General features: G+C 32.8%; 11 protein-coding genes. 8 read left to right on the forward strand and 3 right to left on the reverse strand.

Going from position 1 to position 17,199, the window contains the following annotated elements:
* Positions 1 to 26: 26 nt before the first annotated feature.
* The 6 genes from nadA (at position 27) to RGRSB_RS00515 (ending at position 8,778) form a co-directional block, all read left to right on the forward strand.
* Complete coding sequence (gene nadA, locus RGRSB_RS00490) at positions 27 to 998, forward strand: quinolinate synthase NadA (RefSeq protein ID WP_119259360.1); 972 nt, start codon at positions 27 to 29, stop codon at positions 996 to 998.
* Between the two features lie 2,156 nt (positions 999 to 3,154).
* Positions 3,155 to 3,940 (forward strand): MBL fold metallo-hydrolase, encoded by a 786-nt coding sequence (locus RGRSB_RS00495; RefSeq protein WP_119259361.1) that lies wholly within the window; start codon positions 3,155 to 3,157, stop codon positions 3,938 to 3,940.
* Positions 3,941 to 5,481: 1,541 nt separating this feature from the next.
* Positions 5,482 to 5,823: an STAS domain-containing protein gene (locus RGRSB_RS00500; protein WP_232014534.1), complete on the forward strand. Its 342-nt coding sequence runs from the start codon at positions 5,482 to 5,484 to the stop codon at positions 5,821 to 5,823.
* 174 nt (positions 5,824 to 5,997) lie between these two features.
* Positions 5,998 to 6,360: a Mini-ribonuclease 3 gene (locus RGRSB_RS00505; protein ID WP_119260890.1), complete on the forward strand. Its 363-nt coding sequence runs from the start codon at positions 5,998 to 6,000 to the stop codon at positions 6,358 to 6,360.
* Between the two features lie 943 nt (positions 6,361 to 7,303).
* Positions 7,304 to 7,480: a hypothetical protein gene (locus RGRSB_RS10335; protein ID WP_232014535.1), complete on the forward strand. Its 177-nt coding sequence runs from the start codon at positions 7,304 to 7,306 to the stop codon at positions 7,478 to 7,480.
* 950 nt (positions 7,481 to 8,430) lie between these two features.
* Positions 8,431 to 8,778: a cell division protein SepF gene (locus RGRSB_RS00515; protein WP_119259363.1), complete on the forward strand. Its 348-nt coding sequence runs from the start codon at positions 8,431 to 8,433 to the stop codon at positions 8,776 to 8,778.
* Between the two features lie 820 nt (positions 8,779 to 9,598).
* On the opposite strand, the gene RGRSB_RS00520 is transcribed toward RGRSB_RS00515, so the two are convergent.
* The 3 genes from RGRSB_RS00520 to RGRSB_RS10850 all read right to left on the reverse strand — a co-directional run bounded on the left by RGRSB_RS00520 (position 9,599) and on the right by RGRSB_RS10850 (position 14,806).
* Entirely contained in the window at positions 9,599 to 11,077 is a 1,479-nt protein-coding gene (locus RGRSB_RS00520; protein ID WP_119259364.1) for a SulP family inorganic anion transporter, read from the reverse strand.
* A gap of 1,765 nt (positions 11,078 to 12,842) precedes the next feature.
* On the reverse strand, positions 12,843 to 14,228 hold the full coding sequence (gene hemN, locus RGRSB_RS00525) for an oxygen-independent coproporphyrinogen III oxidase (protein WP_119259365.1): 1,386 nt from the start codon (positions 14,226 to 14,228) through the stop codon (positions 12,843 to 12,845).
* Positions 14,229 to 14,686: 458 nt separating this feature from the next.
* Complete coding sequence (locus tag RGRSB_RS10850; protein ID WP_119260891.1) at positions 14,687 to 14,806, reverse strand: biliverdin-producing heme oxygenase; 120 nt, start codon at positions 14,804 to 14,806, stop codon at positions 14,687 to 14,689.
* A 625-nt stretch (positions 14,807 to 15,431) separates the two neighbouring features.
* Between RGRSB_RS10850 and RGRSB_RS00535 the strand changes: the two genes are divergently transcribed.
* Both RGRSB_RS00535 and RGRSB_RS00540 read left to right on the forward strand, forming a co-directional pair.
* Positions 15,432 to 15,944 carry a bifunctional nuclease family protein gene (locus RGRSB_RS00535; RefSeq protein ID WP_119259366.1) on the forward strand — a complete coding sequence of 171 codons (513 nt, stop codon included), beginning with the start codon at positions 15,432 to 15,434 and terminating at the stop codon, positions 15,942 to 15,944.
* A 53-nt stretch (positions 15,945 to 15,997) separates the two neighbouring features.
* Positions 15,998 to 17,122, forward strand: coding sequence for an aldo/keto reductase (locus tag RGRSB_RS00540; protein WP_119259367.1), 1,125 nt, complete (start codon positions 15,998 to 16,000; stop codon positions 17,120 to 17,122).
* The last annotated feature ends 77 nt before the right edge of the window (positions 17,123 to 17,199 follow it).

Consider the following 17,199-nt stretch of genomic DNA (forward strand, 5'->3'; position numbering starts at 1 on the left):
ATACCCTTCAGGAGTGACATTCTACTGTGTTTACAAATATACGACCTCACCCATCTTCACAATCTAATCAAATTCCTAGTGATTTATTTACAGCTATAAGCCAACTCAAAAAGGAATTAAATGCTGTTATTTTAGCTCATTATTATCAAGATCCTGATATCCAGGATATTGCAGATTTTCTAGGTGATTCTTTGAGTCTTTCTCAACAAGCAGCTAATACAAATGCAGATGTCATTGTCTTTGCTGGGGTTCATTTTATGGCGGAAACAGCTAAAATTTTGAATCCTAATAAATTAGTTTTACTACCTGATTTGGAGGCAGGTTGTTCTTTAGCTGATAGCTGTCTTCCTGATACTTTTGCTCAATTTAAAGCTCAATATCCTAATTGTATTGTAGTGTCCTACATCAATTGTAGTGCTGCTATTAAGGCGATGAGTGATATTATTTGCACGAGCTCTAATGCGGTTAAAATTGTTGAGCAACTGCCAAAAGATCGCTCTATTATTTTTGTTCCTGATCGCAACTTAGGAAAATATGTAATGAAACAAACAAAACGAAATTTGATTCTTTGGCAGGGAAGTTGTGTAGTCCATGAAACTTTCTCGGAAAAAAAAATGGTTCAGCTAAAGACAGAACATCCCCTCGCAGAAATAATTGCTCATCCTGAATGTGAAACTCCTGTTTTACGTCATGCTGATTATGTTGGTTCAACTACTGCTTTGTTAAAATATTGTCAGCAAAGTTCAAGTAATGAGTTTATTGTAGCAACGGAGCCAGGAATTATTCATCAGATGAAAAAAGTTGCACCTACAAAACACTTTATTCCTGCACCAGCAATAAATAATTGTGCTTGTAATGAATGTCCTTATATGCGGTTGAATACACTAGAAAAATTGTATCTTGCTATGAAGTTTAAACGTCCAGAAATTACGATAAATGAGTCTATTAGAATTGCTGCTTTACGTCCTATTCAAAAAATGTTGAAATTGTCTAGTTAGTTAATAGTGTACAGTTAATGACTGACTTAATTAAGTATCCCTTACAATAAGAGACTTTTGATAAAAAAAAATTTAAGATAATTGTGCAGTGTATCATCATATATTTAATATACTAGTTTTTGTTGATAAAAATTCATCACAGCACAATAAAAATTGTGGTTTATGTTTAACAATAAAAGTGACATAATGCGCCCTGCTTTGTGTTTAATTTGTGAACAGTCTCTAAAATAGATACGGGGCTTGTTGTTACGGTCATAAGGTTTAACAATCTACTTTTTTGCACGTAATAAAATTTTATTAGAAGCTAAAAAAAATTATGTTCATTAATCTTCAGTTAATTTCAAATATTGATCACCTTCAAAAAAGGAAGTAAGCTCTTAGTTTTCTCATTAGAAGAATATCTAGAATATAAAGTTTCTTATTTTCAGAAAGTAATTACTTTAGTATCATTAAGAAAAAATCATATAAAAATTTTCTAGACTATTAATATTTTAGTCTGTGTATCTTATAGAAAATTTAATTTACCTTATTTTTTCATAGATTCTACTCAATTAGAAAATAAATTAATCGAAAGAAAAGAACCTAATTTTAGTTTTATTTTAAATACTGATAAAGATACTAACAATGAAAATTTTTTTAGAAAAAGCATTGATAATTTTAATTTAAATTAAACTATAACATTGAAGATAGTTTAGTTATAGAAAAGTAAAAGAATTACTTATGAATAAGTAGCAAATTTAAGAATATATCAAGAATACTCTTAATCAACTTTTATCTAATTTAACAGATAACATACTCAAAAAATTTATCAATTTATGAATTATAGAAACAAGAAAATTAGAGGTAATAGTGAAATAGTTAGACATTTTGGATAAAAAAATTAACTAAAATTAAAATTGATTTAATATCTTGAGAAGTTTTACAATAGGTTTTCCAATTAATTAACGCCACCAACTAAAATAGTGGCAGATATATTTTATATACTAAAATTAGTTAATATTTAAATTTATCATTAGTCTCCTCAAAGAGATACTAATTCTTTTAAAGAAATTTAGAAAATTTTTTATAGAGATCTGGATTGGGTCTCAGAATTATTAAAATCAGCCAGTTGGTGTCAGACAGTTTACCCGTCATACCAAAAGCTATAAAACAGCTAGACTAGGCATTAGATTAGAAAAATTATTTTTTATTTTGAACCAGGAATAACTTAAAGAACAGTTAAAAATATTAACAAGAAATTAAAATCAACTAACTAAAAAACTTATGGATTTATGTTATAAATTTTATCAGTTCTTAACTTTAGAATTTATTGACTTAATATATTCCTAATTAATTCTATATTGTCAATTTGGTATAATTCTCATTTGTTGCTATGTCAAATTATTTTCTATATCATGAAATATATATAAAAGGAAATTGTTAGATTTTCTAGAATAGAATCTATTTTATATCAAGTATTTTAACCTTATACTTCTATTTTTTTCTGAATGATACAGGATTTCCTAATCTGCTTTTTTAGATTTTTTCTTGGGGACATAGATGAATTCTCGTACTTACTTTTGTTCTTTTTTATTTATAGCTCTGTGTTCAAAATAATTACAATTTTTCCAGTAATTAATTAAAATTTTCTCTTTTTTTAGTCAATCATTGGCTATTACTAGGGTAATACCGTCTTTTTTTAAAATTTATTAAATATATTTTATATTTTCTGCGATATAAGTTCTTTGCTTCCACTTCTTAGAAAATACCACAGTCGTCTTTCTTATGTGAAGAATTTATCTAAAAAAATTTATATTATTTATTTTCTGATAGATTTACTAAATCTACAGTTTATTTAACCTGTTATTCTCTTTTCTTTTAAACTTATACCTTCGTTTTATTACTAGCAAAAACTTTTAGATTGGAGATCAACTTTTATAGTTTTTGCTCTTCTAAATCATGTTAGTCTAATTTTTAGGTAAACTGGTATCTAGTTCTTTTTCCTTTCTACCTTTTTAACTCCTCTTTACTTTACACTTATTTATGCTCATTTACTCAATATAATTTACTATATGTGACCAATAAATTATATAATTCCCAAAATGATTGTTAACTGATAATACTTAACCGACTTGTTATACTAAACAATACTAAAATACTTAATTCTTGGACTAAAGATGAAACGGCGACAGTTACTCTACTATGCTAGTGCAGGTGCAATTACAGCTACTGGAATTCCCTTGATTTCCCACTTTCAGCCGGCCTCAGCTGAGGGTAACGGTTCGTTGATGATACAATATTTAGGTCATACTTCTTTTTTATACATAGGAGGAGGACTACGAATTTTAGCTAATCCTTTTCGGACAATTGGCTGTACTGCCGGATATAGACCCCCTAAAATAGAGGCAGATTTAGTAATTATTAGCAGCCAACTCTGGGACGAAGGAGCGGCTGAGAATCTACCTGGAAATCCCAAAATTTTGTATGAACCTGGAGTTTATGAAATTAAAGGGCTAAGAATTCAAGGAGTCGGTATTGACCATGATCGTAAGGGAGGCAAACAATTTGGAACTAATGTCGCTTGGCGTTGGATTCAAGGAGGACTAAGGATTGTCCATTTAGGAGGAGCAGCTGCCCCTATCGGCATTGAACAGAAAATTCTTCTAGGAACTCCTGATATTGCCATGATTCCTGTGGGAGGAGGACCAAAAGCCTATGAACCTAATGAGGGAAAACAGGCGATGGAGATTCTAAAACCCAAAGTAATGATCCCTACTCATTATTTAACAGAAGCCGCAGATACGACAGCTTGTGACCTATCTCCTGTAGATAAATTTTTAGAGTTAGTCAAAGATATGAATATTCGTCGGATTAATGACAACAAATTGCTGATCAAATTTCAAGATTTACCAAAAAAAGGAACGGTTATTCGAGTCTTAAGTGAAAAACCAGTCCTAAAATAATTTTTACTCAAACTAAACTGATATGAGCATAGCTTGTGAAAGACAATGCCTAACGACTCTAGCAATCAAGTCTAGACTATGTAAGAAATTGACAGTTGCTTCAATGGAAAATTCTGACTGAAGTATCATAAACTAGTTTTCCAGGGTGGTAATGACCTTCAATGATTAAGCTATAAATTCAAGCTGTAACCACGATTTTTACTACAGATTCAATTAGTTCTGTTCTTCTAGAAAAATGGAAAAGGTTAATGATAATAGGTAAAGAGATGAGTTATTTTAGGGCAATCACTGTTTTTAGGTTTAGAACATTGTTTAAGTATAGATGGGTATCAAAACCACAAATTTCTCGCTTACATAACCGTTATCCGGAAATTTATTTGACTTAAGATATATTTTGCCTAAAAATAAACTCTTTAAGAATTGCGGCTAAACCTCATTTGGAGAGGATAAGTTTATCGACTTTTATTAGGACTTTGAGCAACTTAAACTTTTGTGTATTACAGCCATCAACTTTCAATCTATATAGGTTGCTACTATCTTTTAACATGATTTATTTAGTTGACATTACTTCAGCAACATCATTTTACTTCACCGAAAATCCTCAGCCCTTCTATTCGTTTCAAGTCTAATTTCGCTGCTTGTGACTCTTGAACAGATAGATTTCTTAGTTAACAGGTAATAGTCTCCATTTGTCCTAAGTTTTCAATAATACAAGGATTACTAATAATTACAATTTTTTTACTACCAAAAATTACGATATCCATTGAAGTTACAATATCTACTGTTTGGAAATAAAATTTTAAGCTAAATTTTGTATTTAATTTGGTCATAATTTTCTTTAACGAGGAATAAATATAAAAGAAATTAAATCTTGTATCAGTGTTCAGGAAATGATATGAACTAAAAAGAACGAGACAGCCTAATCTCTCAAAAATTTTTATAGTTTTCAAATAAAATGAAAACTATAAAACTCAGGATCGGGATGTAATTATGTTGTTTGTCTAAAAAAGATAAAGACAATACTTTTAATTTCTCTCAACTTCCTACTAACATGAGAAAACTTAATTAACTTATTTCTAGCTTGGCTTAAGTCTATGAATATTAGACTTAAATTTTAGAATATTGCGTTAGAGCTATTTTTTAAATATAAACAAGAAATAATCAATAGATATTCAGTCTCTATAGATTCTAATAATTGAGAAAAAATTTTTAAAGAATGTTAATATTGCATATCCTAAAAAGACTATAAGGTTAATTGTCTCAGAGTAGAATACAAAAACAAACATTTCAGTGCGTTACGACATAAAAAAAGTAAACAAACTACCTAAAAAACTATAGTTTACATGGCATACCTTTCTTGCTGTTCCTGAACAAAACAATTTTCTAAAGTTTGATAATGACCACTTTATAAAGAAGTTGATCGGTTCAAATTCTTAAAAAAGTTCACTTTTTATGTCCCACAACGCTATAATATCTTTTTATAATTATAAATTATCATCGACTCGGAGGAGGGAGCTATTCCTGAGCAACTTACCCTAACCGTGAGTTTACGAGGAACTCGCGATGTTCAAAACACATACCAAATTTTTCGGCTGACTGGTCTGCTAGATGCCTTCTCTGAACCTACCTTCCGTAAGGTGATTGGGAATTGCATAGATGAGGGACCAGCCAATGTTATTTTGGTCTTGTCTCAAATTGACTTTATTGATAGTTCTGGACTGGGCGCTTTAGTTCAGCTTGTCAAAAAAGCACAAACCAATAAGGGCAGCTTACAAATTGTTACTAATCCTAGGGTGACTCAAACTGTTAAGCTAGTTCGTTTAGAAAAGTTTTTGTCTTTGCAAACTTCAGTTGAAGATGCTATCAATAATCTCCCAAAGTAGTTGACTCATGACGAGGGCGCTACTACTTTTATTTTTTTGGGATACTTAAACCGAGTTAAGGCTGTGAACCTACCTAATTCTGACCAAACTCAGTCTCCGATTCTCTATGAAATTGGTCCAGGCTATGATAGCCTCTCTTTTGAGGACATTGGTGTTAATCTGGCGTCAGTTGGTATGATACAGAAGTTGTCCCCTGGCTTTCTGGCTTATTTGGGGGATGCAGTTTATGAACTTTATGTTCGGAGCCATTATATCTTCCCCCCTCGGCGGCTAGCTGACTATCATAATCAAGTGGTATCGTTAGTTCGTGCCGAAAGCCAAGCGGCTTTTCTGTCAAGTCTCCACCCTTATTTGACGGAATTTGAGAAGGAAATTGTTCGTCGAGGCCGTAATGCAGCGACGGGAGGGCGTCGACGTGTATCACCAGAACTTTATCAACAAGCCACCAGTTTTGAAACTTTGATTGGCTATCTCTATCTACAAAATCCACAACGTTTAAATCAATTACTCGGAAAACTAAATTTAAATTCGACTTAAGTGATAAAGTCTTAAGGGAGACTGATGTTAATTTAAGGAGACGTAGTTTATAACCATTTTTTTATTTTCCGTTGTTGATGGATTGAAAACATTTATTTATAAAAATCTTTATAAGAAAAAGTGCCGTTCTCAAATGGCGACATGATGATGTCATATTATTGATATAATAACCTTTTAAAGGTTCGTAATCTCAAAACTTTTGATGGATTTTGTTCACTATAGGTTATTCTTCAGTCATTGACCTCGTAGTGCTTTGACTTAGGTATTGAGAATAAGAAAAGTGTTTTTAAAAATCGTGGGACACACATTTATGCAAACTATTATACCCTAATTAATGAAGTTTTGTGGATTGAATATTGTTTGATAATTCTCAACAGATTGTCTAATTATTAGAATGGATGAGCATTACTATCTCCACTCTCAAGTAGAGTCTCAGGAAAATAGCTACAAAATCAAAGTACTAAGCCTTAGAAAAAAATTATGTTAAACCTTTGTGAAAGTACTGAATCTTTGGGAGAAACTATGTTGTGTGGTACGTAGCATTAGCGATAGCAAGAGATGGGATGTGGCGTGACCGAACTTTTCTTTAAGATTGTAATTCAATCCATAGAAGGGAATAACTGAATAGAATCTTACATCACTCAGCCGGGGGGCTTTTTCTGGTTGAGCGCTTTAGCTGATTAATGCTTATAGTTCAATAAACTACATTATCTGAAGTTGTAAAAAGTATTTTAATTCTTCCAAGTTAACACGCAATGCTAAAACGAAAGTTATGACTAATATCTACTCACTCGATTAGCCTATTAATAGTGATTGTCAGGCTGAAGTAGTGGTAAAAACGGTGCATTCGATACGGGGAACTCGCCCGGTTCTTGAGCTGGTTCAAAAGCGTAAAATTGTAGTCTTGATCCTAGATAAGTTACCTTTAGACTAAGCTCAGCGAGTGGCAGATTTGGTTGTGGTGGGAGCCTGCGCCACTGATGGACGAACTTTTTGGGTCGGAAAAAGGACCTTAATGTTTGTTCCCAACCAGGTTAGTGTTAAGTCTAATCGTCCCTCGATCTCTCCTTTCGCTCCTAACCTCAAAACCTGTACAGAACAGTTGACTAGTATTCCTTAAGGAAAGTTCCTTCATAGTTTTGCCAATTAACCTTCCTAGTATGAAAGAGACTAATCTCCTCTGAGAAAGGTTCCCGTGGAATTTAACCAGATCTGTCATGCAAAGATATATAACAGATTGTCTATGATAGACTTATCAAAAACTGCAGGTTTTGTGTAGTCAGTATTCTAGCAGGTTCTGTATTTGACATGAAATTACGCCGAACTCAATGTTTTCAGTGATTTTATACTTATGGCATTAAATACTCAACTCAGTTCCCTGAATCAGATTCTAAGTTTAGAAGAACTTACGATTTTCGTTATCAGATTTTAAACAAAATATGAAGAGTTAAATTTATCGGAAAGATGGACTCAGCAATTTATATTTACTGTGGTTTAGCTAAGAAATTTTATTTATTACAGGTTATTCTTTAATCATTGACCTCATCGTACTTTGGCTTAGATATTAAGAATAATAAAAGTATTTTTAAAAATCGTAAAACTCGTATTTTTACAAACTGTACTATCCCAATCAATAAAAGTTCGGGGGATTGAATTTTGTTTGATAATTATGAACAGACTGTCTGAATTATTGGAATAGATGAACAATCTATCTCCACTCTAGGGTGGACTTTCAGGAAAAGAGCTGCAAAGTCAAAGTACTGAGCTTTCGAGAAAAACTATGTTAAACCATTGTGAAGGTACTGAACCTTTAGAATAAACTATGTTAGATCATATATAGCAGTAGCAATAATGAGAGATAAGATATGGCGTGAGCAAACTTTTTTTAAGATATAGTTCAAGCCATAAGAGAGAATAACTGAATAAAATCTTACATCGCTCGGTCGGGGGCTTTTTCTGGTTGGGCACTTTAGCTGATTAATGTTTATAGTTCAATAAACTACATTATCTGAGGTTGTAAAAAGTATTTGAATTCTTCTCAAGTCAACACGCAATGCTAAAACGAAAATTATGACTAATATCTATCCATTCGATTGGCCTATTAATAGTGATTGTCAGGCTGAAGTAGTGGTAAAAACAGTGTATTCGATGCAGGAAACTCGCCAGGCTCTTGAGTTGGTTCAGGAGCGTAAGACTGTAGTCTTGATTCTAGACAAGTTACCCTTAGACCAAGCTCAGCGAGTGGCAGATTGGGTTGCGGGGGGAGCCTGCGCCACTGATGGACGAACTTTTTGGGTCGGAAAAAGGACCTTAATGTTTGTTCCCAACCAGGTTAGTGTTAAGTCTAATCGCCCCTCGATCTCTCCTTTCGCTCCTAACCTCAAAACCTGCACAGAACAGTTGACTAGTATTACCTAAGGAAAGTTCCTTCATAGTTTTGCTAACTAACCTCCTTAGTAGAGAGAAAACTAATATTTTCCTCTTTGACTAAGATCCTCTGAGGAAAGTTCCTATAGAGTTTAACTAAACCTGTCATGTCAAGTGAAGATACAAAATATATCGCCAATGATAGGCTTGTCATTTGGGCTTATCAGGGTCCGTGATTTTTTTATGGCTAGTATCCTAGCAGGTTCAGTCCTTAACATTGAAAAGATTAAAGTAAAGAACCAAAAGTTAAATTAAACCTGGTATATAAGGTGTTTATATTGAACTTCACCAGCTCTCCCTGAAATATACCGACTAAGGGAGGAGTTTAAAAAATGTTTGAGAAGAATTAGATTGGGTGTCAAGATTTATAGAAACCAACTGATCAGTTTCAAGAAACTTACCCATTGTTTTCAAAAAAACTGTGGAACAATTAGGCGTTGAATTTGAGTAATTATTGTCCATTTTGACCGACTAACAACTTAAGTAAGAGTAGAAGGTATTTAATGATTAATCAAAAATTGAAGTTGGCTGAAAAGAGAGCTGATAGATTCAGAAATTTTGTAGATTATCAACTCTAAAATCCTTTAACTTGACATATAACTAGTCGATTTCACATCATCAGTTTGGTCTAACCTTAAAGACCAACCCAACGAGTTTAGCATAGAGAGAATGATTACCGGCAAAAGAGTTATTGAAATTCTCTACCAGTTTCTTAATTTTTTAGCCAAGGACCAAGTACAATTTCCAGCGTCAGCTGTCAAAATCTGGAGTTGATTACGGATTGGGAAGATTTTCTTTGTGAGTTAACCTCTTATACACAGTCATTTTCGAGAGCATCGGGTTTATCATGAACTGCTAAACGTTCTATTAAGGTAGCACTCGCTTCGTTGAGTCCAATTAGGTCAACTTTGATGTTATGTTTGCGGAACCGTAAGACAACTTTATCTACAGCATCGACGGCAGAATGATCCCACAAATGAGCATGAGTTAAATCAATAGTTACTTTTTTTAGGTTTTCCCGGAAATCGAAAGCACTAATGAAGTTATCAACAGAAACAAAAAATATCTGTCCATTAACACTATAAACTCGTTCATTTCCATCTCCTTTGAGTAGGGAATCTACAAAAATAAGAGAGGCAATTTTACGACTGAAGAAGATAGCACTCATAGCGACTCCAATAAGCACTCCAATAGCTAAATTGTGGGTTAACACAGTAATTAGCACTGTGGTAATCATTACTGCAGTTTCGTTTTTCGGAACCTTAGTGATGTTGCGGACAGAATTCCAGTTAAAGGTACTAATAGATACCATAATCATGATTGTTACTAAAGCTGCCATAGGAATTCGTGCTATCCAATCGCCAAAAACTAGAATAAAAGTTAAAAGAAAAATTCCAGCACTGAGGGTCGAAAGTCTTGCTCGTCCTCCAGAACGAATATTGATCACTGATTGACCAATCATGGCACATCCAGCCATTCCACCAAAAAATCCTGTCACAATATTTGCTAGTCCTTGGGCAATCGCCTCCTGATTTTTATTACTAGATGTATCGGTTAAATCATCAATTACATTAGCAGTCAAGAAAGATTCCAACAATCCCACCAGAGATAAAGTAAAAGCGTAGGGCAGAATAATTTGTAACGTCTCAAAGTTCCAAGGAACTTCTGGTATAAGAAACATGGGGAGGGTACGAGGAAGATTTCCCATATCCCCAACAGTAGGCACTTGAATTCCTGTCACCAAAGAGATAGTAGTTAAGCTAAGAATAGCTACTAATGGAGAAGGGACAACAGTTGTGAGGCGAGGTAAACCGTAAATAATTGCCAGCCCCATAACAACCATCCCGTAAACTAACCAGGAAGCTTCCTCAAATTGGGGCAGTTGGGCGTCAAAAATTAGAATAGCCAGAGCATTAACAAACCCAATCATAACCGCTCTTGGAACAAAGCGCATTTGATGACCGAGTTTGATCCAACCCAAAATAATCTGGAGAATCCCTGTTAGAATTGTTGTAGCTAACAAGTATTGTAGTCCATAGTCTTTAACTAAAGTAGTCATTAACAAGGCCATTGCTCCTGTCGTTGCCGAAATCATCCCAGGCCTACCACCAATGAAGGCAGTAATAGTGGCGATGCAAAAAGAGGAATATAGTCCCACTTGAGGCTCAACTCCTGCGACAATAGAAAAAGCGATAGCTTCAGGAATTAGAGCTAAAGCTATCACAGCCCCCGCTAGGAGGTCATTTTTAACATTAGAAAACCAGACTTTTTTAGTAAAAATTTCACTCATACTTGTTTAACAAATAAAGATAGTCTTAAATTAGAGTGTACGGGATTAATGTTATTTTCCTACTAAGTGGGTAACTTCGGTTATACTAGCCGATTAATTGACTATTCACTGCATCACTTCATACAGCAACAAGCAACCTAATACGATACATCGTTTTCTAGCTATCATCTCTTTAACTGTCATTTTTTTAGTTACTTATACAGGTAATACGAGTAGATTTTCAGGAAATTACATCCAAATATACACATAACAGTACTTGATACTCTAAGCACGACTATTAATTTAGCTGAAGATGTAAACAATACAATTTGATTAAATAATCTAGTATAAGAGGAGATTAACAACCATATTTTTCTCAATTATCGTAATATAAAATTTAGAAAATTGTGATTATTTACGACTATGCAAACGCTTTAAATTTCTTGTAGAAAAATTATATATACTTCCTGATGAAAGTAGTTAGTCTATAAAAAGTCTAAAAAATATCTACTTTTAAAGTTTAAATAAGCTAAATTAGCTGTTTACAAAAAAACGTTTAGAATAACAGGTTAATTGTTGTTTATCTCTAAAGAAGAAGTAGAAAAAGTTAAACAAGTTAGGACATCTAAGACAGTACAAAATATATATTTTGCTACAATTAGTACAATTTTTTCAAAAAGAATTATTTTTCTGAATGATGGTTAGTTTATTCTGATATATTGAGCGCTAGATTTTAAATTTATCTGGGTCGTAAAGAAATGAGAAAGCAGTTGAAGTATGAATTAGACGAGTTGGAATTATAGCGAATATATTCTTAAAATTGGCAATAAAAAAGGTTATGCAATAAATATACAGCCTTAGCAAAAGAAACGTTAACTTATATACTAATGCCGAGCATGCCTTTTGTAAGTTAATTAAATGGTAGTATACTACTTAATAGTGCACCAGGTTGTAGCCACTAAACAGGAAGACAAAAAATAGATGAACAAAAAACAACCACAATTCAGCAGAAATATGATAATTCTTTTAAAGATTTTCTGAGTGTTTCTAACAACTATCTTTTAAAGTTTAACAACATTTATTTTTTATAAAAAGTTAGATAGTAAAAATATCTATAAATTTTTAACCATTCTGGGTATCTAGCAGAGTTGATTTTAAATTCGGTAAAGCTAATCAAAAATATTTTTAATTATTTTTTTATGTTATAGAGATCTATCTCTGGTTTTTATTTTTAATTCATTACCTAATATAGTAATATTTTTTAATATTGACTCGATTTATAAATTAATTTAATAGATTATTTTTTCATTAAAAATTTTTATTTATTAAATAAAATTACATGCCGAATATATGGAGTAATAACTTGGATTTGATTTTAATAAAAATACTTAAAAGATTAACTAATATCGGTATTTTCTAGTTTTAAAATCTATATTTATATCTAATAAAAATTGAATAATATCGGATCACTTAACAATTTTTATCTTTTATAAATTATTTAGTTATAACCGGAATCTCATTTCAATTTTAAATTTTAACAAATGTCAATTTACACAATATAAGCCTAACTCTAATTATCTAAATTTTATAGATATAAAATAATTAATTTTTTTTAAGGTTTATTTATAAATTTCTAATTATTTGTTCTTAATTAAGCTTTTTATAAAAAAAATTTAATATATTTAAAATATCTTTTAGTAAAGGTGAAGTCATAGATTATTCCACTTTACAATTGCGGAGCAATCCGTTCCCGGTTATAAAAGATAATTTTGAAAAATTAATCTACTTAAATTGCTTTAGAAAATGATTGTTCTTTACGTCCTTTAAGATAAATATCAAATACAGAAGCAACATTACGGATTAATAATCTTCCAGAAGGTGTAATTCCAATATTATCGCTGAATAATTTTACTAAGCCATCAGCTTCTAGAGATTTTAAGTCGACTAATTCATGAGCAAAATATTTGTCAAAATCAAGATTATACTTTTCTTCTAAACGGGACTTATTGAGTTTAAATTGACACATAAGTTCCATGATAATTGCTCGTCGAATCACATCATCTTGGTGGAGACTAACACCTTTATCAAGGGGTAGTTTTCCAGAATATAGAGCTTTATAATAACTTTTTAATCCCTTATAATTCTGGACATAAACATTATTTAACATGCTAATAGATGTTACCCCAAACGCAAAGAGATCAGATTCTGGTTTGGTGGTATATCCTTGAAAGTTACGATGTAATTTACCTTCTTGTTGAGCAATCGCTAATTCATCATTAGGTTTAGCAAAGTGATCCATACCAATATATATATAACCACTATGGTTTAATTTTTCAATAGTCATTTGGAAAATAGCTAGTTTTTCTGCTGCTTTAGGTAGATCTGTTTCAGAGATATTTTTCTGTGCTGCTTTCAACCAAGGCATATAGGCAAAGTTAAATAAGGCAATGCGATCAGGATTGAGTTTAATGGTCTTTTCAATGGTCTCTTTAAAAGTTTCTAAAGTTTGAAAAGGTAGCCCATAAATCAAGTCAACATTAGCTCCTTCAAACTCTGCTTCTCGAATCCAACCCATAACATTGAATAGCATAGACTCAGGTTGAATGCGATTGATTGCTTCTTGAACTGTTGAATTAAAATCTTGAATACCAAAGCTAATCCGATTAAAACCTAATCTTTTTAAGAAAAAAATATAGTTCCTGTCAATATATCGGGGGTTAATTTCAATAGAAACTTCTGCTTTTTGATCAATATTGAAATTCTTAACTAAGCTACTAAATAACTTATCCAGTTGTTGTTGATTCAAATAATTAGGAGTTCCACCTCCCCAATGGATTTGATTAACTTGACGAGCAGAGGAGATTAAAGCAGCAGTTTGATGAATATCCTGAATTAAATAATTTAAATAAGTAGGAGCAATTCTTTTATTTTTAGTAATGATTGTATTGCAGCCACAAAAATAGCAAGCAGTCTCACAAAAGGGAATATGACAGTAAAGAGAGATAGGTTTTTTTTTATGATTTCCTTCTACTATTCCTGCCCGGAAATTTATTTCTTTTACCGTTGTTTTGAATTCAGTAGCAGGAGGATAACTAGTATAACGAGGTACTGATTTATTATATTTATTCAGTAAATTGGTATCAAATTGTAAAGTTTGTGAGTTATTTTTCATAGAGGTTAACAATATTTAAACAGCTTTTAAGAGATTTTTTTAGGACATATAGAGTTGATAAATAGTTTATATTTTTTATCTTTGACTATTAAGTGGTTAGTTTCGACTGTCATGAACTAGCCGTTACAACTTCTACATCATGGACATGACCACTATAATGCTCCGTACCACCCATCTGCCTTGACAAGTAATCAACTCAAAAAAATAGTCGTTAGCAGTAGCTTTGACATCATCCTCTGATTTAGAGACTACATCAAAATTAGATATAAAGTTGGTATTAATTTTATCAATATTTTTTTGAAATAACTCATTATTAATAATTAGAAAAGTAAAAGTATCTCAATATTTTTTAAGTCTAAATCAGTTTATGGGGTGTAAATCTCATTGAATTTATAAAATTGGGCTCCTTTAACCAAAGTTAATTATAAAGTTGAACAAATAACGTTTCCTCAACTTTCTCACCCTGATAAATCCCCCACATACCACACATAGGAATAAGAAACCAATAAGATAGGTCTAGCATTAGAGATTTTACGGATACGGTAAACATAAACCTGACTAGCCGAAGAATTAACAATTTCTTTTCGCTAAATTTCTCCCTAACAAAATACTAAGTCAATTTCCCAAAATTTTTGGCAGTTCAGTTTTAAAAAATAAATCTGACTAATTACTAGACGATCTTGATAACTTTACAATTCTTTCTCTAGGGTACTGTATAAAGAATAAAAATTAGCTAATAGTTTTCTTAAGGTTTTCTTCTTAATTTTTTTAAAAAAAATATTCGGTAAACACTATATTTAAGCCATAGTGTAAGAATGACTAGTTCTTTCGCTTAGTTTTGTAGCTAAATTATTACTCATAATTCCTTACTCGTAGAGGGGACAGGCTTTTTCTACAAAAGTAGACTAAATAATTAATTGCCTACTTAGCTCACTACTGTACGATTATATTCTGATATACAGAATGATTCTAGCAAAACTTAACAAATTCTTTATAAAAACGAAAAAATTAAGTAAGAGCCCCAAAAAAGAGGAATATTTGCTCCTTCTTTTTTTTTGGGGCTCTTACTATGAAGGTACCCAATTACTTAACGAGTTAGACTGAAGTTTTAGAAACTTTACTTAAATAAGCTGGTTTCCTCTAAAGTTGAATAACGAACGTAGGAAAAATACTTAAAGATTAAGATTAAATGAGGATCGGCAAATGATTGAAATGAACGTTGCTGGAATCGCTTTAGATGCCGTCACCCGAAGTCCCATTGTGTTACTCCAAGATAGCTCTGAGCGTCGTGCCCTTCCCATTTTTATCGGGCAAGATCAGGCAAAATCAATTATTGAGGCTTTGGAAAACCAGACCCCTATTCGTCCCTTAACCCATGATTTAATTGTCAATCTACTGCAAGCGTGGGGAATAGAGTTAGATCGTATCATTATCCATTCTCTTCAAGATAAGACGTTTTATTCTGTGCTATGTTTACATCAAGGGAAAACTAAAAAAGAAATCGATTGTCGTCCCTCTGATGCTATTTCCATTGCCTTGCGCACGGGAAGTCCTATCTGGGTTATGGAAGAGGTAATTGCTAATGCGTCGATTCCTATAAATCGGGATGCGGATGAAGAAGAACGCCGTGCCTTTCGTGAATTTATAGAAAATCTGTGCCCAGAAGATTTGATTCGACGACGGGGAGAGGTTCCGGAAGATAATAACGAGCATTAGTAACATTAGACATAATTTACCCTTAACCTTTTACTTAGTACTAAGGTAGTGGTATGCGCTATAGACGTTTCGGTAAAACAAATTTACTCTTGTCCGTTTTTTCTCTAGGAACTATGCGCTGTTTATCTTCTGAGGCTATTTTCAGACAAACTATCGAACGGGCGATTACCCTAGGAATCAATCATTTTGAAACGGCAAAAGGGTACGGAAATAGTGAACAGTACTTAGGGCAGTTCTTCGCTCAGCAACCTTCGTCTTGCCGAGAGAGACTTTATATTACAACGAAGTTACCACCTACTCCTAACCCCGATCAAATGAGTCAGTGGATCGATGAGTCTTTACAACTTCTTCAAGTGGACCATCTCAACTGTTTGGCAATTCATGGGATTAACACATGGGATCATTTTCGTTGGCTCACTCAGCCTAACGGATGTTGGATAGCATTGCAAAAAGCATTAGATGACGGAAGAATTCACCATATTGGATTTTCAACTCACGGCGATTTAGACTTGATTTTAGAAACAATCAAAACAAATTTATTTGAATTTATCAATCTTCATTATTATTATTTTTTCCAACGCAATGCGCCAGCAATCGTCCTCGCATCCCAAAAAGATCTGGGAATATTTATAATCTCTCCCGGGGATAAAGGAGGTTGTCTTTATACTCCACCAAACCGTCTACAAAGTTTGTGTAAGCCGTTTTCTCCTTTGGAATTAACCTATCGGTTTTTGTTGAGCGATCACCGTATAACCACTTTGAGTGTAGGGGCAGCAAATCCCGAAGAATTAGCCTGTACTTTAGAGTTAGACGTGGGTCCTCTTACCTTGAGCGAAATAGATATCTTTCAACGTTTAGAAACTCATATAGAAACAACTTTGGGAAGTGATCGTTGTCGTCAATGTTATCAATGCCTTCCCTGTCCCGAAACCATAAACATCCCCGAAGTATTAAGATTACGTAATCTTGCCGTTGCTTATGACATGATTGATTTTGCCCAATATCGTTATAGGATGTTTGAGAATGCTGCTCATTGGTTCCCAGGAAATAAAGGCAACCATTGTACTGAGTGTGGTGATTGTCTTCCCCGTTGTCCTGAAAAATTAAATATTCCTCAATTGTTACAAAATACCCATCAACAACTGAATGGTTCACCTCGTCGGCGTCTGTGGGAGTAATTTATTTCTGAATAATCATTGTTATTGTTTTGCTTGTTACTATGGACCTTCTAGCTAAGAAAATCTATAATTTTCCT

Source organism: cyanobacterium endosymbiont of Rhopalodia gibberula (genome assembly GCF_003574135.1).
GTDB lineage: Bacteria > Cyanobacteriota > Cyanobacteriia > Cyanobacteriales > Microcystaceae > Rippkaea.